The following is an 18,293-nucleotide window of genomic DNA, read 5'->3' as shown; positions in this document are numbered from 1 at the left end:
ACCATTATTTAACCCGAACCAGCTGCCATGCGGTCTTGTCAACAAGCTCATTACCGACAAGCGTATCCGCCGAGATAAGAAAATCGGTTGTTTGATCGGTAAGGATTGCAGGTAAATGAACCCACAATCGGTTATCCTTCACGAGATAAGCAGAACCAGGAGGGAGTTTAAGGCTGTTGCTGGCATACATGCTGCTCGTTAATTTTGAGTCGTAGAAAGCCAGGTCGATCCTTCTGACAATCCCCGGTTCAAAGATCCTCAAGCGAATATTGTAGGTCACTCGCGCGTTTATGGGTGCCCTTGTGTCTAATCGAATATGAATGCCATGATCGGACTGTACCCCGCCCACCGTGTAAATATCAGCTTCCTTGTGCAATTCTCTGCGAATCGTATCCCGCATGGCATCTTTGCAAAAGGTGATGGAGGTCTTCTCCAGCTGATTAACATTCGGTTGTCCCGTGGTATGTGGAAGAACAGCTGGGACATAGGTTCCCACCAGCTCATTTGTTCGAACGAACGCTTCGAGAAAAGGGTTCATCACCTTTACCTGGGTCACATACTTACTAATGGCTTCTCTTTTTTTCTGTTCTTCCTGCTCGTTCATTGGCAGGTGAACCCATCGAGTATCCAAGCCTACCAAAGCGTGAGGCGGATTGAGAGAATGATTGGGTCTGTACAGCCAAGGAACGGGGAAGTCCCCGCGATGAACCAGATAGGTCAGCTCCTGTGCGTGATAATGCTGCTCGGCCAACACATATTTGACGAACGCGTTTGTCGCCCAATGATCGGGATGTTGATCGTTCGGATCGGGGTAGACAATATCGGTCGGTTGATAATCGTGGATGATTTTCGTCAAATTCTTCACAACGTTCTCACCGCAATAGGGGGCATTTTTCTCATAACTGAACGCGTAAGGAGCACGCTCGGAACCGTTTGTGGCCCGCAAGAGATTGTTGGTATCCCAATTGCTTTGCCATAACGTGTTGACTCCACCGTCAGGATACCCCAAGAAGATGACGTTTTCTTTTGGAACGCCCAAATGAGTCATCGCCGCCAGTGTTTCTAGATGACGTTCTTCGCCCATACGTCGATAATCGGACGGCCCGGGCGATAGGAGCTGATAATTCACTTCCACGGCACTTGTGAAGCCGTCTCCAGTTGTCATCAGAACTACCTTGACCTGATTGCCCGACGCAAGAGCGTGTTGGATAATTCCAGCGCTACCCAAGGCTTCGTCATCAGGATGTGGGGCAATCACTAATAGGCGCTTACCCATCTGGATATGCTGCATGGTTATATTCTTAACGGGCTGGAAAAGATCATTCAGATACGGATTGTATAACAATAGAAAAAGAAGGGTGGTGACAATACATCCGGATATAAAAAGAAATGAAAAAAAAGACCTTTTGGATCGAGCATTCTGGAACAAAACGAAATGTCCCTCCTTGTGAACAAGCCTATACTTTTACTTTTACTTTTACTTTTACTTCTATCATCTTACCCTATTCGACTGCTTTCCAACAAAAGCCGAAATGCGCAAGATCCGAAAAGGGCGACAACACTGTAATTATATGAATAAAAATTCAATAGAACAGAATAAATAATCATGGTGAAAATAACCACCATTCTCTCCGTCAGGGGAACTATTATCAATGTTTTATCGCTTTTTTGCGTATTCGCTTAAACGCTTTGCAAGATGAAAGGAATGAATAAAAACAAAATAGCAAAATAATTCGGAATCTGAGTTTTGGAGGTTTGTATATGCTAAAGTGATAGAAATCACAGAACGTAAAACAGGAGGAACAACGTAGATGCAACTGAAATCACCCTATATGTTGCCATTGATCGCCGCTTTGTTTTGGGGGGGTAATTTCGTGGCTGGACGCTATATCCTGCCAGAGGTACCGCCGTTTACTTTATCTTTCTTGAGATGGGCTTTGGCATTGATGATTATTCTTCCGTTTACGTACCGTGATATCCGAATGAATTACAAGAAATATGCCAAGCACTGGAAAACTATTCTGGGCATGGGATTTTTGGGGATCGCCGCATTTACCGCAACGGTCTATATCTCCATCCAGCATACTACCGCGATTAATGCGTCCATCCTGTCGTCGTGTTCACCTGTCATGATTGTGATCGTAGCTTACTTCATTCTCGGCGAGAAGGTCAACAGCTCGCAGGTGGTCGGTTTCGTCCTATCTTTGCTGGGAGTGATGTGGATCGTCAGCAAAGGAAGTTTGGCTCAGTTGGGACATTTACAATTTAATGCGGGCGATTTAATTATGATGGGCGGAAACCTAATTTGGGCGTTCTACTCGATACTTCTTCGCAAAACCGCGGGACTCATTCCTGGATTAACCAGTTTTGCCCTTACGATAGCAGCTGGTGTGATGTTTCTGCTCCCTGCCTCATTGATTGAATTGCAATTCCGAGAAGCTCATCTCGCTTCTGTTCATGTCTGGTTGTCACTCTTTTATTTAGGGATTTTCGCTTCTGTTGTCTCCTTTTTCTGCTGGACCTTATCGATTCAAAGGATTGGCCCGAGCAAATCATCTCCATTCTTAAATCTAGTACCGCTGTTTGCCACTCTTTTTGCGATGGTTTTGTTGGGAGAGAAGCTGGAAGTGGCTCAGGCGATTGGCGGCATGTTCATTCTGTCCGGGGTCTTATTCTCCTTCCGACAGCCGCGCAGACGTCGCGCTCCTAAGGGACTGCATGTGAAGAATGAATCGGCTTCGAGTGAAGTTAATGCGTGAAATCTTGTCTTGTCTACTGTAAAATCTTACGTATATAAACAGAATTTTGGATCCCACTCGGTGAACGAATGTAAAGCCGTGTGGGTTTTTCAAATCGCTGGGACATCGTGAGTAGAGTGGAGGAGTAGAGATGATCGAAGAAATTCAAGCAGTCTATGAGCAGGGAACAGAGGAAGACCGCGCGATTCTTGAGCTGGCACTGCAAGCAATTCGTCAGCGAAAAGAAAGAGGGAGTATGTATCTATCCGGGTTTCTTGGGTTGCAAGGGCGTTTTGTAGAGGACAATACCTATCAGTTCATCGTTCCCGTCACGCCGTTTATGCATAACAGCCTTGGGGTCGTGCATGGGGGGATCACAGCTACTTTGGTAGATACCGCCATGGGCTTCATGATTAAGGAGCTATTGCCCGAGGGACAAGCCGCGGTCACTACCGAGTTAAAAACCAACTATATCCGCGCGGCGAAATCGGGAAATCTTCGTGTGGAAGCTCGAATCCTGAACCGTGGAAAACAACTGGTGGTCAGTGAGGGGAGTATTTACGACGATCGTGATCGACTAGTGGTTCATGCGACAGCGACCTTCATGATTCTTGGGTCTAATACATAAAAAAACGCTCTTGCTGATTCATCTCAGCAAGAGCGTTTCTTCATAGAGCGGATAAGGCATCAGAATGTGCGCAGCAATTGGCAAGTCCCGCAATATCCTGTAAATATTAATGGATAACCACTAATCCACTGTAGGCAGAGATATATTCCAGCATTTTGGTGGATAGCGGAACAATAAATTCAACGTCTTCCCTCTCCGTTACTCCAGAACGGGTAACCACCCGCACCCATTTTACCGAGAGTTTATAATAGTCACCGCCGAAGCTGGTTTGAATCCATTCGGAGGAGTTTCGAAAAGAGATGTTTCGTTTATTCAAGGTTACGGGAACCATACTGATAATATCCTGCAAGAAAAGATGGTAGGTCATATGAGGCTTCTGAAATACGAGTTCCTTGCTCGTTACAGAACAACCCAGTACGCTATTCATCTGCGTAAGCTTCAATTCGCCTTCGAGGTTCTTGAGGCGGATGAAATCACTGTTCAATGCTTACGCCCCCTTCCTCAGAAAATGGTCTTTTCATCATAGACAGTTTAGCGTATGATTGCAAGGGAAAATGCAGGAAAATTATGAAATTAGCCCATTAGCAACAAGCCATAAAGGAGTAGATACAGTTGATACATGTAGCCAAAGAAGCGGCATTAGTCGCTGGTGCTTATTTAAAGGAAAGATTCACTCAGCAGTTGTTTCCTGATCTGGAATCCCATAATGATGTAAAATTACCCGAAGACAAAGAGAGTGAACGGCTGGTCATCGAAGTGATTCATCGTCACTTCCCAACCCATACCATCTACTCGGAAGAGATCGGAGTCGTAGAACGGGATGACGAGTTCGTCTGGATTGTGGATCCATTGGATGGAACCAATAATTATTTTATCGGATATCCGTATTTCTCCGTTTCTATTGCCTTGCAGAATCGAGGAGAAACCGTGTTAGGCGTTGTCTATAATCCGATTTCTGAGCAGATGTTTTGGGCGGAAAAAGGCAAGGGCGCCTATCTAAACGATAAGAAAATGTCAGTGAATCAGAAGAATGACCTTGCTCGTTCGGTAGGGACGTATGTTCGAGGGCGGGATTCGGTAACGAAAGCGGAAGAGCTTGCCTTCACGGAGCCATTTTTTCTGAACACCAAACGAGTCATGAGAAACATCGCTCCCGCTTTGGATTGGTGTTTGCTAGCCCACGGCTGGTTGGACTACATTGTGATGCAAAAATCGGGAATTATGGACGTACTTGCTGGCGTATTAATCGCCCAGGAAGCGGGAGCAAGGGTGACGGATTGGGAGGATCGGGAGTATGTGCATACGTATTTTGATCCACAGGCGCTTCCGAGCATTATGGCGACGAATGGTTTGATTCACGAACAAATTCTGAATCTGATCAAGAAGTAGGGGATTCATATGACCAGGATGACCATTGAGTTGCCTCCTCTGCGCGAAATCACCGAGGATATCCGTGCTTTTCCGCATTTTTTCTGGATAAAGCGATCAATAAGCTAGAGATCGGGCGGGTAAGCTGTCGAATGATGCGATTTTGGCGATGGAACCTATGATTTCCCGGGGAATTTGCGAGAGTTGTCGAATCTGCTCAACCATGCCAAACCCTGAAGAATACCAACAAGATAAGCAGTACAAGGTTCGCGTCTTGTTTGATGCCGCTTGTTTTGCTCGGAACGCGTGAGCCTCCCATTCTCCGTCACTTTACAGCAAGACCGGAGCCAGTTTCTCAATAAAAGCACGGCGACGTAAGGGAATTAACTTACGTCGCCGTGCTTTTCTAAATAAGAAGTAAAAGTGCTTTAAAGTTGTCAAGCGCTTTAACTTTTTCCGTTCGCGTAAGCCCGCTCAAGAAAAGACTTCGCTAATAAAAGTTTTGCAGATTGTACTTCTTCCCGAGTTCAAACCAGTCACTTTTTTTATTCGTCCCTAATTTGTTGCTGATGTTGCGACGATGATTTTCTACCGTTTTTGGAGAGATGGCGAGTATTTCAGCTATTTCCTTCTGAGAATGTCCCATGATGGTTAGCGTAAAGACTTCCTTCTCCCGTTGACTGATCGGCAATTCCCAGGGATGCTGTCTGTTGGCTGCTTCCGAAGCGCTTTGGACCATTTGATTGCTGAATACCTTTTGTCCGGCGAGGACCATATTGAGCGATTGAATGATTTCGCTTCCTTTCAGCCTTTTGACCAGATAACCATCCAATCCAATTTCGTACGCTTTCCGTTGATAAGCTTCCTCGCCATACATTGAGAATATGACGATCTTGGCATCAGGCAACTGTTTGCGAAGCTCAACAGACGCTTGAAGCCCATCCAAGCCATGCGGCATCGACAGATCAAGAAGCACCAAGTCAAACGGAAATTGAAGGGACAGTTGAATTGCTTCTCTACCCTCAGTCGCAAAGTAGATTCCTTCTACTTGATAGTGATCCTGTATCAGCAGGGCTAATCCGTCACGAACAATTTCGTGATCATCTGTAATTAATACCTTCATTATGAATTCTCCTGTGGTTGTGGAAGCGGGACTACACCTTCCACTCTAGTTGGTCCGCCGATCTGGCTAAATAAAGTCAATTTGCCACCGATCATATCAATGCGTTCCATCATGTGGTACATACCGAAGCTGTTTTCGAGCAATCCGTTCGGGTCGTAACCAATTCCATCGTCCGTTACCTGGAAAAAGAGATTGTCGTTCTCAATGGAGCAATGAATTTTAATAGTACGGGGCTTTCCGTGACGAACGGCGTTGTGAACGGCTTCCTGGATAATTCGGAAAATGTGCAAGTTAGCGTCTTTCGGCAGCTTGAGCCGATCCACATTGATGACATGGGTCTCAAAAATAACGGGGTAGGCATCTTGCCAAATGTCTACCATAGAAGAAATCGCCTTCTCAAGTCCTAAGTGATCAAGAATAGCTGGGCGCAGTTCAGTAGACAGACGTTTCACATTTTCAAGAGTATTCTCCAGATTAAGCTCCATTTTTCCTAGATGTTTTTGATACCGGCTATCGGTTACCACATGCTTCATGCTTTGCAGGCCGAGAAAAATACTATAGATACTCTGGCCAATCTGATCGTGTAGTTCCATAGCAATCCGTTTGCGTTCCGCTTCCTGTGCCATCATGGTTTCCCGCACAAGCAAATTCTTAACTTTTCTGCTTCCTTCCTCTTCCTCTTGCTCAGAATTTCGAAGCGCTAATACGATGTAATCTGCGCCATCTAAACGTAAGTGGGTAGTCCGCATGTGAAAGTTCTTAATATCCCCGTTGTATGTAGGCATATTAGACTGAAAAATGGGAAGGGGGTTCTCCTGAGATAATAAGCACCTCTGTACACCCTCAGTAATCCCTCTGATCTTGCAATAGGAGCAGTGGGGGACTGTCTCTCCAATACGCCAACTAGTCATCTCAGAAGCCGACTCGTTGAGATAATGAATCGTTCGCTTATCATCCATGATGACGATACCTTCCGATAAGTGATCCATGATGCTTTTATACCATTCCAGTTTCATCCTGTTTGATCCTTCTTTCACAGAATAGTCATATACTCAAACAAGAATAGGGGACTTCCCTCATGTGTTCGACTACTTCCCTCCTATACAGTAAAAATAACAACAGCAAGAAAAAAGATAGGAGTGAGGAAGGATGGAAGGGGTAATCGAGCTTAGCAGGATTCAGTTTGCTATAACTGTAATCTACCACTTTTTATTTGTGCCATTGACGATCGGTCTTGTCATCTTAGTGTCAATTATGGAAACAATGTACGCGAGAACCAAGAACGATCTGTATCGGAGAATGGCAGACTTCTGGGGAAAGTTGTTTACGATTAACTTCGCATTAGGTGTGGTTACGGGTATCACCATGGAATTCCAATTTGGTACCAACTGGTCGGAGTATTCCAAATACATGGGTGACATTTTTGGTTCCCCATTGGCCATTGAGGCCTTGTTTGCGTTCTTTTTAGAGTCCACGTTTATTGGGGTATGGATTTTTGGACGTGATCGACTCACTCCGAAAATGCGTGCTTTTGCCATGTGGATGGTCGCGCTCGGAACGAATATTTCCGCTTTGTGGATTCTGACAGCCAATGGCTTCATGCAGCATCCGGTTGGTTATGTCATTCGCAATGGACGTGCAGAACTCAACAGTTTTGCTGAACTGACAACTAATCCATATACCTGGTATATGTTTTTCCACACAGTCATCGCTTGTTATATCGTCGGTTCATTCTTTGTGATGGCGATCAGCGCATACCATTTGCTGCGTAAGCAACATGTCGAGTTCTTTACCAAATCGTTTCGGATCGGCTTGGGCTTGGCATTGTTCGCGGCGACACTAACTCCATTTATCGGTCACCAGCATGGGGTAAATACCGCTAAATCCCAACCGGCAAAAGCGGCGGCAATGGAAGCGGTTTGGGAAACATCGGAGAGTCATCCGTTCCACATTATCCAGGTCCCATCCGCAAAAGAAGAGCGAAATCTTGTAGAAGGCCTGTCCATTCCTTATCTGGGCAGCATTCTTTACACCAATAATCCGTTTGGAAAAGTAACAGGCTTGAAGGATATTCCGGCAGATGAACGTCCGAATGTTCCGTTGGTTTTCTGGAGCTTCCGTCTGATGGTCGGTTTCGGGGTCATCATGGTTCTATTATCCTGGTATGGCTTCTATCTGGTGCGGAAAGGAAAACTCCTGGAGACGCCAACTTATCTCAAAATCATGCTGTATGCCTTGCCGCTTCCATACTTGGCCATTAATTTGGGCTGGGTTGTAGCGGAAGCGGGAAGACAACCGTGGATCGTTTACGGACTTATGAAAACATCCAATGCGGTATCGCCGATTGCGACTGGACAAGTGATTTTCTCTATTGTTGGTTTGGTTGTATTTTACAGTCTCTTGATTGTTGCCGATGTATTTCTGTTAAGGAAATATGCGAAAAAAGGCCCTGATTTGCCCGATCAAAAAGGAACCAGCCAACAAGTCGCATAAAAGGGAGGAATTACAATGACACATGACGTCTTGGCAGTTATTTGGTTTGGTCTGTGGGGGCTGATTTGGGCACTTTACTTCGTTTTGGACGGCTATTCATTAGGGGTTGGCATGCTGTTTCCTTTCCTTGCTTCAAACGAGAAGGAACAGCGACAGCTTCAAGAAACGATTGGCCCGTTCTGGGGCGCCAATGAGGTGTGGCTGATAACAGCGGGTGGAGCGACCTTTGCCGCGTTTCCAAAAACATACGCGTTGCTGTTCAGCTCTCTTTATACACCGTTGTTCTTGATCCTGTTTGCCTTGTTTTTTCGGGCGATTGGCCTGGAATTTATGCATAAGCATCATGCCGAGTGGTGGAAGAAGACGTGGAAGTGGGCGTTTTTTACAGGCAGCCTTCTGATCGCCTTGTTGTTCGGAGTAGCGTTTGGCAACCTCTATAAAGGGCTCTTGATTGATCAGACGGGATCGCATGTGACGCTGCTTAATTTGTTAAATCCGTACGCCGTCTTGGGTGGAATCACGTTCGTTTCTTTGTTCGCGTTATCAGGAGCGATTTGGGTTTCGCTTAAGACTGCTGGGGACATTCAGCGAAAAGCTGTGAAGTGGATCGATTACATCTGGTTTGTCGCTTCGCTTGTAACGGTGCTGTTCCTTGTGGCAACGGCCAATCAGACAAAGCTTTACGATAAATTCGGTCAATATCCGCTGCTCTGGATTGTTCCACTCCTGTGCATTGCCGCAATCCTCATCACCAGAAGGTTTGTTGCCAAAGCACACTATATCTGGGCGTTCTTCACTGTCAGTCTTTCGATTCTGACACTAGCGGCGACAGGCTTTATCGGTATGTTCCCTTATATGATCCTGTCGAAGGTTGATACAGCTTATTCTTTATCTTTATTTGATGCGGCAGGCAGTGAATTAAACCTGAAAATCATGTTCTTTGTAGCCGTCATCATTGTTCCAATCGTCATCGCTTATCAAATTTGGGTTCAACGGATCTTCAAAGAAAAAATTACAGCAGAAAAGGCAAAAGGTTATCACTAAGGGTCAATTAACTAGGGGATTACTTCTCCTGTGTCCAACGAAAATGAGCGGGATTGCGGGAGCACCAAAGTACGGTTACGCCTTTTCCGTAATGGGCAGTAAGCACAGCGCGACAGATCGGGCAAAGCTCAAGTGGGCGTTTCTTCATATGTATCACCTTGTTAGGAAATCTGACATGTTGTAGGTTAGTATACTATAGAATCGAATGAGATGTCAGTAAAAATGACATAAAGCCTAGAGAGATAATCTCTGGGCTTTTCTCGTTGAGGGAAAAGCATAGATAGCGGTTGGAAAGACACACTACTTGAGGAACGAGTTGCCTGTGAGAACGAAAAGGGGGACAACGATGAATAACCTGTTTATGCCAATCACTTCGATAACTAGCGGTCTTGGTCAAGAAGTGCGGGCCGATCTCTTCTGTCTGCCGGTGCAAATTGTGAATGTGTGTTTTGTAGGACAGCCCAATCAAACGAAGGAATGGGTGCTGATTGATGCGGGAATGCCCTACTCGGCTGAAGCCATTATCGGAGCAGCGGAAGAAAGGTTCGGCAGCGGTGCCTGTCCACAAGCAATCATTCTGACACATGGGCATTTTGATCATGTGGGGGCATTGCCAGAGCTGATGAAACGGTGGGCTGTACCTATTTATGCCCATGAACGGGAGATGCCTTACCTGACAGGACAGAGGAATTATCCTCCTGCTGACCCGACTGTGGATGGGGGTCTTGTCACCGAGATGTCTCCGTTCTTTCCGCATGAGGCCATTCAGTTAGGGGATCAGGTTCACCCATTGCCTGCTGACGGAAGCATTCCATTTTTGGCGGATTGGAAGTGGATTCACACACCAGGACACACCCCTGGACACGTCTCGCTTTTTAGAGTTAAAGACCACGCGCTTATTGCTGGAGACGCGTTTGTTACAGTCAAACAGGAATCGCTTTATAAGGTGATCTTTCAGGAGCTGGAAATGAGCGGTCCGCCTAAATACTTCACCACCGATTGGGAAGCGGCTCGAGAATCCGTAGAGCGTCTGGAAAAATTGAGACCTTCTGTAGCCGTGACAGGCCATGGATTGCCAATTGAAGGGGAGTTGCTGTCTCGTGAACTGGCCAAACTGGTTCGTGATTTTGGTCAAATCGCTGTTCCTGAGCATGGCCGCTATGTAACGAACAGCTAAAGAATTGGCAGAATCAACTCGCGAAAGTAGCTCAGAGGACGAAAGGTATCCCGGTATAGCTCACTCGTCATGGAAACAACAAGTTCATGCTTCGGTACGACAATAATATACTGTCCTCCATATCCCATCGCAAAATAGGTATAGGGTTCAACAGGATGACCAGATTCATCGGCTAGTATCCACCAATGATAGCCGTAAGCGCCGATCTTGGAGTGCGTATGGAAGCCGGCAAGGGAAGAAGCTTGGACCCATTCTGCCGAGACAATTCGCTGTTCCTTCCAGACACCTTCTAGTAACATTAGACGTCCGATATTGAGCATATCACGCGCTTTAAGAGATAACCCGAAGCCCCCGATGATAATCCCTTTAGAATCGATATGCCAGTCATATTCTTGAATTCCCAATGGTTTGAACAGTTGGCGCTCAGCGAATTGGGTTAAGCTCATTCCGACAGCCTTTTGCACAATAGCGCTAAGCAGATGGGAACAACCTGAATTGTAGAACATGGTCTGTCCTGGTGACGTTAGCATGTCTCGTTCGAGCACAAACTGAACCCAATCTTTACTGTTAATCATGGGAAAAGGCCTTCCACCCCACGCGCCAAACTCGGGCCAATCGAAGCCAGGGGTCATGGTCAACAGATGTTCGATGGTAAGCTCCTGTTTGTCTTGCGGACAGTTGGGCAAGAAATCACGAATCGGTTGGTCAATCCCTGCGATTGCGCCTTGGTCTATGGCAATGCCGACTAGAATGGAGAGCACGCTTTTGGTAACGGAGTTGACCTTGTGAAGCTTTTCCGCCATTTTTCTGTTTTTATAGTACTGAAGCACTGTCAAGCTCTTCTCGCTGATTAAGCAGGTGTCTATTTTATCTTTCGTGATCCGCTGCGCGAATGGGGCAAGCGCCACTTCATCCAGCTTCCGATGATTTATGATATTCTTCATCGACCTATTCCTCCTGTTTATAGAAAAGAGGTACTAACGCCGTCGCGGTAGTACCTCTTCCTTGCCTTCTAAACCCGAGAATGAACTGTAGGGAATCTCAAGCTCCTATTGGAGCAGGAGAGATTCGCCGTTCATTTTCTTATCTTCTTGTTCCTTTTTCATCAATTGGTAGAAGAATCCTTTTTCGTTAAACGCTTTGATGGCATTCGGATCTTTCTCCAATTGTTGAACGGTTACCACTTGATCAGCTGTTGGGAAGCTGAAGGAAGTTGCTTTGCCCCAGTTCCATGAGAAGCTGGTTGTTTCAAAGCCAAATGTGAATGGCTCTTTGATTTTACCTTCTGGATCTTTAACAGTTACAAGAAGTTTCGCGTTGGATTCAACCGGTAATTTGTCAGCTGAAATGTAGTAATCAAACGTAAAGTTTACGCCTTCCAAGCCTTCTTTTTTGGCATCCGCCAACAATTTGTCAATCGAGTTGGTTTTTTCGAAGTTAGCGATTTCGTCTTTCGCAGCAAGCATTCCCGCGTCAACCATCAATTCTGCTTGTTTGCGCTCATCAATACCTGGTTTCAACATTTTTTCTTGTGGATCAGCGTATTGATTGATCAAGAGGATCATATCAACAGCGAAGGAACGAACTTCTTTATTAACCGTTGCGTCTTTTGCTGTGAAGAGCAGCATGTTCATGATTTCTTTAGCATCGAGGGTGATGGTGAGGTGGGTTGTGTCCACTTTTTCACCGTTTGGCAATTGAACAGTTTCTTTGCCATGATTCGTTACATTGTTCAATTTGTAGCCGTATTGAGCAATGTATTTTTTCATGAAAGAGAGGGTCAGGTTCTGAATTTTTTCCTGCATTTCTTTAAGTTTCACAGGATCAAATTTAGCATCAGGAGGAACTGTTCCGGTATTCAGACTTAAGTATTTGTTATCCAACCCTGATTTCAAATAGAGATTTTCTTTGTTAACTAGAAATTCCATGGTGGCTTTTTTGTCACCAGTCCAAAGATTGTGATCACGCAGAATTTTGTCATCATTTAACGTAAGGACTACTTTACCAGTTTGAAGATCCTTGGTGGAACCTTCAATTGTTACGCCGCTTTGCAGGGCGGAGATTATTGATTTGGCTTCAGGATCAAGAGCTTCCCCAGTGAGATCAGCAACTTTTTGGAAGTCACCAACGATTTTCAATGTACCTTGAGAATCGTAGTTTGGATTATCCATCGTTTTCACGACAGCATCGCGAACCAGTGATGCCTGGGAGGAGCAGCCTGTCAGTAGCAACATGAATGCTAGCAGAAGTATACTACCCTTTTTCAACATGTGTATGTACCACCTTTTTTGAGTTTTGGGTTGGCAGATTTACCCGATTATTTAAGTAATCCGACCAATATTGGTACAAACTGCCACCCCGACATAAGTATATACGAAAAAAAAGGAAAAAGGTTGCAATCATTTCGAAAAAAGATACTAGAGAAAGTTTTCATGGTAAGATGAAAGTAGAAAATGTGGATTAATGGCAAGAAAGGACGTTTAAAAATGTGGTCGTGGTTAGAAAGATTGTTAAAAAGCCTACAGGCGGATACTGGGGAAGAAACAGAAGAGAGAGAACAACGTGTAGCGTCATCCTCCAAGCAGCCGCAGACGAGAACCAAAAACATCTACCCACGTGAACGGGAACGCAGACGGACACAACCTACACAACCGACACAACCGACACAACCTGAGGGAGAAGTACAATCTGGTGGACAGTTTCGTTTTCCGGTAATCCCAGACAATGACAAGACGGTCTCTCGACGTAAACCGACGCCGGAGATGGAGTCGCCTATAGAGGAATTTAAACAAAACGGACATGGACGTTTTCCGAACTCTTCGGGGGACACAAATGTAAACCGACAAACAGGCGCATCTACCTTAAAAACCAACGTAGAGCCGGTGTTCACAGAAAAAAAGCAGAAGCAGGATGACTTCATTCGAAAAGAGAGAAAGCCTGAGGTATCCGCGTTCAAACAGACCCAGTCAGTGTATTCCGGGCGACAGGACCAGTCATTCAAGCCGACAGACGTTATTTCCCCCATTCACGGAAAAATTGACACAACCAAGCTCGAGCGTGTACAAAATGACAAATCTGAGCGAGTCAGACCGGACAAGCGGGTTTGGACAGAGGTTGCTGCTGAGGCTGAAGTGGCTGGAGCAATTGAAACCATAGGAGTGATTGAAACCAAAACCGGAACCGGAACGACCAAAGAAGCCGAGTACGGTAACGAGCATCTAGAAACTCCGATGATTACGGAAGAGCAGCCGTTCGAGTCTCTTGACCTGCCAGAAGAAACAGGCGAGGCAATCAAGGAGCAGTCTGCGGAACAAGACGAAGTACAAGACGAAGAACAGAACGAAGAACAAAATGAAGTACAAAATGAAGTACAAAATGAAGAACAAGACGAAGTACAAGATGAAGTACAAGATGAAGTACAAGATGAAGCAACCCACGAAGAGGAACCTGAGGAGAACATCGAGGAACCGTCCAGTGAACAACCAGCTATTATACATAATGAAATCCAAACCGAACCAGCAGTCGATGAAGCAGCTCCATGGTATGCAAGGCCAACAATGAGTACCGATTTATCCGACAAGCGCGCTCAAGCGATTGAAGCCCTGCTGGAACGGGCGACTCTGGCGGATGATCAACCACATGTGGAAGAGATGACCTCTGATGAACAATCGCATATAGAAGAGATGACCCCGTATGAAGAATCGTATGTGATAGACCAAACCGTAGATGTTCCTTCATACCTGGAAGAGCATACCACGGATGACGAAGATCAGCCGGAGAGTGAAGCGCATATGCCGCCAGCAGCTTGGTCACAACCGCTTATTAACACTTCAGCGACAAGCGAGCCAGCTTTCACGAGCACGACTTTCATCTACTCTTCACAATCGGTTGATCAAAATGACGATGCAGAACCACTGGAGCAGGAAGAACAACCAGAGCTAGCGGACTATGAGTTCCCTGACTTGTCTCTGTTGGATTCTCCGCCCGTTATGTCGAATGATTCCTATGAATATACATTGGAGCAGAAACGCTTATTGGAAGAGACGCTGGAAAACTTCCATGTCAATGCTGTTGTCGTTGGGATTGTGAAAGGGCCAGCTGTCACACGCTTTGAGCTACAGCCCGCTCCAGGGGTTAAGGTCAACAAGATTACCAGCTTATCGGATGATATCAAGCTGAATCTGGCCGCCAAGGATATTCGGATTGAAGCGCCGATTCCAGGACGCAATGCGGTTGGGATTGAAGTTCCTAACGTCAAAAGTGAGCCGATCTTCCTGCGAAGAATTATTGGATCGGAGAAGTTTCAGAACCACCCGTCACCACTAGCAATTGCCTTGGGCATGGATATTGGTGGCGAGCCGATTGTGGCCGATATCAAAAAAATGCCGCACGGATTGATCGCTGGCGCAACGGGGTCGGGTAAGAGCGTATGTATCAACTCGATTATTGTCAGTCTGCTGTATAAAGCAACTCCCGAGCAGGTACGACTGTTGTTGATCGACCCGAAAATGGTTGAGCTTGCCCCTTACAATAATCTGCCGCATCTGGTTACGCCAGTTGTGACTGACGCTAAACAAGCCACTGCCGCATTGAAATGGGCGGTGGAGGAGATGGAGAAACGTTACGCCTTGTTCGTCGACGCGGGTGTAAGAGATATTGAACGATACAACAAGCAGGCCGATCAGGAGCTTCCGTACATTGTCATTATCATTGACGAGTTGGCTGATCTCATGATGGTTTCTCCACAGGATGTAGAGGATTGCATTATCCGTATTGCCCAAAAGGCTCGCGCTTGCGGGATTCATCTCCTGTTGGCTACACAGCGTCCGTCAGTGGATGTCATTACAGGTAATATCAAAGCGAATGTACCGACACGCCTCGCGTTCGCCGTATTTTCTCAGATCGATTCCCGTACCATCCTTGACCAGAGCGGCGCCGAACGATTGCTCGGACGCGGGGATATGCTGTTTTTGGAAAGCGGAGCACCGCCTGTACGTTTACAAGGAAATTACGTCTCCGATGACGAAATTGATCGTGTAACCGAAGTCATAAAAGATCAACGAAAACCTGTTTACTTCTTCAGCAAGGAAGAGCTGGAACAGACCATGAGCAGCTATGAGATGGGAGACGACAGCTTGTTTCATGAAGCGCTGGTCTTTGTCGCAGAGCAAGGTCAAGCTTCAGCCTCATCTCTGCAGCGCAGATTCCGTGTAGGCTATAATCGGGCCGCCCGCCTGATCGATATGATGGAGGCAGCAGGTTATGTCGCTGGACAAAGCGGCGGCAAGCCAAGAGCCGTATTGATTACCGCGGAGGATGCGATTGCGCTCTCGGAAGGGACGTCTCTTTTATAGTTTTAGGTAAACAAAGCAACAAGCAGTACTCCAACGAAGCGATGCAATAGGCAATTGAGTTCAAAGGGAGGTACACAGATGACAGGGGACGCATTTCAAAAAACGTATCAGTTAGTCGATGAGAAACTAGCTTTATTTAATGAAGAGCACTACATCAGTGTGTGGAGGGTTTCGATTAAAGAACTGAATGAACAAGCAAGAGAAGCTTTGTTTGACGCGTTATTTGGATTTGAACATGCCGATCTGGAAGTACAGGTTGACGTATCCGAAGAATCTCAGGATACTTGGTATTTGCAGCTTCTGATTCCCTATTTGTTTACCCCATTGGAGCAAGCGCAGAAACGATTAATTCGTGGAGGTATCGCTTTATCTAACTATCTGAAAGAGTGTGGGTTTGAACTGGAAGCCTCCAGTTTGCGTGAAACAGAGATCTACAACTATCTCAAGCGCTACAATCCAGAAATCGCCTGACCAGAATGAAACCAGAAGAGAGTGGGAACCTGATTGTAAGGTTTCCACTTTTTTATTTGAAAAATTTTTAAAAAGACCTGTCACAAAAATCATCTCCGTGGTGTCTATCTAGTGTAGACGGAAGAGGGGGGAGAGAAATGGAGGGTTTGGCCCGGATGAGAGAAGAACCACAATCTGCGGCGGAAGATTTTCAGACGATATTTCGCACGCATTATCCGCAGGTTGTTCGATATATTATGAGATTTGTCCATGAGCAGACAATAGCTGAAGACATCGCGCAAGACGTTTTTCTGAAGCTTTATGCCGCGAATCTTTCTGAGATTGAGAACATCTCGGCTTGGCTAATCAAAACGGCGATAACTACGACGTATAACCAGCTTCGTCAGGAGAAGCGAAGGGTATTGCGCGAAGCAAAAGATTTTGAGGCGGATCATCAGGTGATTGTGTCCACGGAAGAGAAATGGCTTCATTTGGATGAGATCGAAGAGGTACGAGCGGTCCTGCACGAATTAAGTGAACGGGATCGGTTGCTTCTTCTGATGAAATACTCAGGCTACAACTATCAAGAGCTTGCGCGGGCGGCAGAGGTGGAGAGCAGCTCAATCGGCACATTGCTGGTCAGAGCCAAGAAACGCTTTCGTGAGTACTATCAGCGCATAAGGGGGCAAGAGTAATGAACTGTCCACAATGGGGGCTATTGCAAGCCTATATAGACGGCGAGATTGAGCGAGATGAACGAAAAGAGATTGCCCTGCATTTGGAGCAATGTCAGACGTGCAGGCAAGCGATGAGTGAATTAAAGCGCTTGGAGGATTGGGGGCAGATTGCTATTGAGGAGAGTTTTACGGCAAGTCAGCACGAGATCGACATCGATGTGGACGCTGCCTGGGATCGATTTACGCGCTCTGCTCAATCGCATCAGGAGACGAAACGCTCACCTTTCCCTTCTCTTGGAGCACCCGCAGCGATCAACCAAAGTAATCAAACGGTTCAACAAGTAACGAAAAGGAGCTGGTTTCACATGACTAAATCATATACCAAGTGGGTATCCGCAGCCGCAGCCGTGGCAATTGTAGCAGGATCCTTTACCATTCCCTCAGTTCAGGCCGCGGCAAGCAACTTCTTGTCCATTTTTCGAGTGGATAAAACCGAGACGATTAAATTAACCAACCAAGATCTGGAGGAAATTAATCAGTGGTTTGCCCAAGGAAACGATGGCAGTAAGGAATTGGCTGGCATTGGTAAACTAAAAGCGGAAGGGAATCGTCATAAAAACTACGATAGCCGGGAAGCCGCGCTAAAAGCGGGAGTATCCATTCCCCAAGCGCCAAAAGGCTATACCGTGTCGCACGTAGAGCAAGATAACGATTGGACGCTGACCTTTGAGCTGGATACCGACAAAACGAATAAACTCCTGAAAAAGCTGCACAGTGATGTTCAGTTTGACAGTTCCTTGAATGGAAAAGAATTCTCCATCACGATCCCGGAAGTAGTGAGAACTAGCTTTGAGCAAAAAAATGAGCAGAATTCCAGCCACAAGAGCTTTGTTTATACTACTTCCAAGTCACCTACGATCAAGGCGCCGGCAGATGTCAATCTGGATGAACTAAGAGAAACTGTTTTGCGCTTGCCATTCATTCCCGATAACGTGAAGAACCAATTGGCGAATATCGAGGATTGGAAACAAACACTGCCGATTCCGTATATTGAGGGAACAGGCAAGGAAGTAACCATTGATGGAGCGAAGGGAATCTTCGCAGGCGACCAGCATCAAGCCTTCATGATGTGGCAAAAGGATGGACAGCTCCATTCGATCGAAGCATGGAATTCGGATCAAAACAGCAAACCATATGATCTGAAAGAATTGACCGATATGCTTAAACAAATACAGCCTTAA

The 18,293-nt window shown here is 46.0% G+C and carries 17 protein-coding genes; 10 read left to right on the top strand and 7 right to left on the bottom strand.

What is annotated here, in order from left to right; translation table 11 throughout:
* Nucleotides 1-4 precede the first annotated feature (4 nt).
* Nucleotides 5-1,291, bottom strand: a complete 1,287-nt coding sequence (locus tag ACQCN2_RS20515) for a PIG-L deacetylase family protein (protein WP_426930814.1) — start codon at nucleotides 1,289-1,291, stop codon at nucleotides 5-7.
* A gap of 520 nt (nucleotides 1,292-1,811) precedes the next feature.
* Between ACQCN2_RS20515 and ACQCN2_RS20510 the strand changes: the two genes are divergently transcribed.
* A complete protein-coding gene (locus ACQCN2_RS20510) occupies nucleotides 1,812-2,759 on the top strand; it encodes a DMT family transporter (protein ID WP_426930813.1) in 948 nt (315 codons plus the stop codon).
* A gap of 130 nt (nucleotides 2,760-2,889) precedes the next feature.
* Nucleotides 2,890-3,366, top strand: a complete 477-nt coding sequence (locus tag ACQCN2_RS20505) for a PaaI family thioesterase (protein ID WP_426930812.1) — start codon at nucleotides 2,890-2,892, stop codon at nucleotides 3,364-3,366.
* 106 nt (nucleotides 3,367-3,472) lie between these two features.
* Here the strand turns inward: ACQCN2_RS20505 and ACQCN2_RS20500 are convergent, their stop codons facing one another.
* Nucleotides 3,473-3,850, bottom strand: coding sequence for a hypothetical protein (locus tag ACQCN2_RS20500; RefSeq protein ID WP_426930811.1), 378 nt, complete (start codon nucleotides 3,848-3,850; stop codon nucleotides 3,473-3,475).
* Nucleotides 3,851-3,978: 128 nt separating this feature from the next.
* Here ACQCN2_RS20500 and ACQCN2_RS20495 point away from each other — a divergent pair, with 128 nt between their 5' ends.
* The gene (locus ACQCN2_RS20495; protein WP_426930810.1) at nucleotides 3,979-4,755 is read left to right on the top strand and encodes an inositol monophosphatase family protein; all 777 of its coding nucleotides are present in this window, start codon (nucleotides 3,979-3,981) and stop codon (nucleotides 4,753-4,755) included.
* 469 nt (nucleotides 4,756-5,224) lie between these two features.
* Here ACQCN2_RS20495 and ACQCN2_RS20490 read toward each other — a convergent pair whose 3' ends face one another.
* Both ACQCN2_RS20490 and ACQCN2_RS20485 read right to left on the bottom strand, forming a co-directional pair.
* Nucleotides 5,225-5,857 carry a response regulator gene (locus tag ACQCN2_RS20490; protein ID WP_426930809.1) on the bottom strand — a complete coding sequence of 211 codons (633 nt, stop codon included), beginning with the start codon at nucleotides 5,855-5,857 and terminating at the stop codon, nucleotides 5,225-5,227.
* Nucleotides 5,857-6,873 carry a sensor histidine kinase gene (locus ACQCN2_RS20485; RefSeq protein WP_426930808.1) on the bottom strand — a complete coding sequence of 339 codons (1,017 nt, stop codon included), beginning with the start codon at nucleotides 6,871-6,873 and terminating at the stop codon, nucleotides 5,857-5,859. Before ACQCN2_RS20485 ends, ACQCN2_RS20490 begins: the two co-directional genes overlap by 1 nt.
* Nucleotides 6,874-7,006: 133 nt before the next feature.
* Here ACQCN2_RS20485 and ACQCN2_RS20480 point away from each other — a divergent pair, with 133 nt between their 5' ends.
* Nucleotides 7,007-8,350 carry a cytochrome ubiquinol oxidase subunit I gene (locus ACQCN2_RS20480; RefSeq protein ID WP_426930807.1) on the top strand — a complete coding sequence of 448 codons (1,344 nt, stop codon included), beginning with the start codon at nucleotides 7,007-7,009 and terminating at the stop codon, nucleotides 8,348-8,350.
* 15 nt (nucleotides 8,351-8,365) lie between these two features.
* Nucleotides 8,366-9,394 (top strand): cytochrome d ubiquinol oxidase subunit II, encoded by a 1,029-nt coding sequence (cydB, locus tag ACQCN2_RS20475; protein WP_426930806.1) that lies wholly within the window; start codon nucleotides 8,366-8,368, stop codon nucleotides 9,392-9,394.
* A gap of 19 nt (nucleotides 9,395-9,413) precedes the next feature.
* Here the strand turns inward: cydB and ACQCN2_RS20470 are convergent, their stop codons facing one another.
* Complete coding sequence (locus ACQCN2_RS20470; protein ID WP_426930805.1) at nucleotides 9,414-9,542, bottom strand: hypothetical protein; 129 nt, start codon at nucleotides 9,540-9,542, stop codon at nucleotides 9,414-9,416.
* 198 nt (nucleotides 9,543-9,740) lie between these two features.
* Between ACQCN2_RS20470 and ACQCN2_RS20465 the strand changes: the two genes are divergently transcribed.
* Nucleotides 9,741-10,571 (top strand): MBL fold metallo-hydrolase, encoded by an 831-nt coding sequence (locus ACQCN2_RS20465; RefSeq protein ID WP_426930804.1) that lies wholly within the window; start codon nucleotides 9,741-9,743, stop codon nucleotides 10,569-10,571.
* On the opposite strand, the gene ACQCN2_RS20460 is transcribed toward ACQCN2_RS20465, so the two are convergent.
* Together ACQCN2_RS20460 and ACQCN2_RS20455 are read right to left on the bottom strand one after the other, a co-directional pair.
* On the bottom strand, nucleotides 10,568-11,515 hold the full coding sequence (locus ACQCN2_RS20460; protein ID WP_426930803.1) for a serine hydrolase domain-containing protein: 948 nt from the start codon (nucleotides 11,513-11,515) through the stop codon (nucleotides 10,568-10,570). The two genes, ACQCN2_RS20465 and ACQCN2_RS20460, sit on opposite strands and share 4 nt — an antisense overlap.
* A gap of 105 nt (nucleotides 11,516-11,620) precedes the next feature.
* Nucleotides 11,621-12,841 (bottom strand): hypothetical protein, encoded by a 1,221-nt coding sequence (locus tag ACQCN2_RS20455; RefSeq protein WP_426930802.1) that lies wholly within the window; start codon nucleotides 12,839-12,841, stop codon nucleotides 11,621-11,623.
* A gap of 216 nt (nucleotides 12,842-13,057) precedes the next feature.
* Here ACQCN2_RS20455 and ACQCN2_RS20450 point away from each other — a divergent pair, with 216 nt between their 5' ends.
* From ACQCN2_RS20450 to ACQCN2_RS20435, 4 genes are all read left to right on the top strand, one after another.
* Nucleotides 13,058-15,925, top strand: coding sequence for a DNA translocase FtsK (locus tag ACQCN2_RS20450; protein WP_426930801.1), 2,868 nt, complete (start codon nucleotides 13,058-13,060; stop codon nucleotides 15,923-15,925).
* Nucleotides 15,926-16,003: 78 nt separating this feature from the next.
* Nucleotides 16,004-16,396, top strand: coding sequence for a hypothetical protein (locus tag ACQCN2_RS20445; RefSeq protein WP_426930800.1), 393 nt, complete (start codon nucleotides 16,004-16,006; stop codon nucleotides 16,394-16,396).
* Between the two features lie 137 nt (nucleotides 16,397-16,533).
* Nucleotides 16,534-17,070 carry a sigma-70 family RNA polymerase sigma factor gene (locus ACQCN2_RS20440; RefSeq protein WP_426930799.1) on the top strand — a complete coding sequence of 179 codons (537 nt, stop codon included), beginning with the start codon at nucleotides 16,534-16,536 and terminating at the stop codon, nucleotides 17,068-17,070.
* The gene (locus ACQCN2_RS20435; RefSeq protein ID WP_426930798.1) at nucleotides 17,070-18,293 is read left to right on the top strand and encodes an anti-sigma factor family protein; all 1,224 of its coding nucleotides are present in this window, start codon (nucleotides 17,070-17,072) and stop codon (nucleotides 18,291-18,293) included. Before ACQCN2_RS20440 ends, ACQCN2_RS20435 begins: the two co-directional genes overlap by 1 nt.

Origin of the sequence: Brevibacillus ginsengisoli, from assembly GCF_050113715.1 — a bacterium.
Lineage (GTDB): Bacteria > Bacillota > Bacilli > Brevibacillales > Brevibacillaceae > Brevibacillus_H > Brevibacillus_H ginsengisoli.
The sequence above is the reverse complement of the archived record's forward strand: the minus strand, read 5'-3'. Positions and strand labels throughout refer to the sequence as shown.

Bases quoted from the DNA above. Each gene is read 5' to 3' on its own strand.
- ACQCN2_RS20485 (WP_426930808.1), bottom strand. From the start codon at position 6,873: ATGAAACTGGAATGGTATAAAAGCATCATGGATCACTTATCGGAAGGT.
- ACQCN2_RS20480 (WP_426930807.1), top strand. From the start codon at position 7,007: ATGGAAGGGGTAATCGAGCTTAGCAGGATTCAGTTTGCTATAACTGTA.
- ACQCN2_RS20440 (WP_426930799.1), top strand. From the start codon at position 16,534: ATGGAGGGTTTGGCCCGGATGAGAGAAGAACCACAATCTGCGGCGGAA.
- ACQCN2_RS20465 (WP_426930804.1), top strand. From the start codon at position 9,741: ATGAATAACCTGTTTATGCCAATCACTTCGATAACTAGCGGTCTTGGT.
- ACQCN2_RS20505 (WP_426930812.1), top strand. From the start codon at position 2,890: ATGATCGAAGAAATTCAAGCAGTCTATGAGCAGGGAACAGAGGAAGAC.
- ACQCN2_RS20515 (WP_426930814.1), bottom strand. From the start codon at position 1,291: ATGCAGCATATCCAGATGGGTAAGCGCCTATTAGTGATTGCCCCACAT.
- ACQCN2_RS20510 (WP_426930813.1), top strand. From the start codon at position 1,812: ATGCAACTGAAATCACCCTATATGTTGCCATTGATCGCCGCTTTGTTT.
- ACQCN2_RS20450 (WP_426930801.1), top strand. From the start codon at position 13,058: ATGTGGTCGTGGTTAGAAAGATTGTTAAAAAGCCTACAGGCGGATACT.
- ACQCN2_RS20470 (WP_426930805.1), bottom strand. From the start codon at position 9,542: ATGAAGAAACGCCCACTTGAGCTTTGCCCGATCTGTCGCGCTGTGCTT.
- ACQCN2_RS20460 (WP_426930803.1), bottom strand. From the start codon at position 11,515: ATGAAGAATATCATAAATCATCGGAAGCTGGATGAAGTGGCGCTTGCC.
- ACQCN2_RS20455 (WP_426930802.1), bottom strand. From the start codon at position 12,841: ATGTTGAAAAAGGGTAGTATACTTCTGCTAGCATTCATGTTGCTACTG.
- ACQCN2_RS20490 (WP_426930809.1), bottom strand. From the start codon at position 5,857: ATGAAGGTATTAATTACAGATGATCACGAAATTGTTCGTGACGGATTA.
- ACQCN2_RS20435 (WP_426930798.1), top strand. From the start codon at position 17,070: ATGAACTGTCCACAATGGGGGCTATTGCAAGCCTATATAGACGGCGAG.
- ACQCN2_RS20445 (WP_426930800.1), top strand. From the start codon at position 16,004: ATGACAGGGGACGCATTTCAAAAAACGTATCAGTTAGTCGATGAGAAA.
- cydB (WP_426930806.1), top strand. From the start codon at position 8,366: ATGACACATGACGTCTTGGCAGTTATTTGGTTTGGTCTGTGGGGGCTG.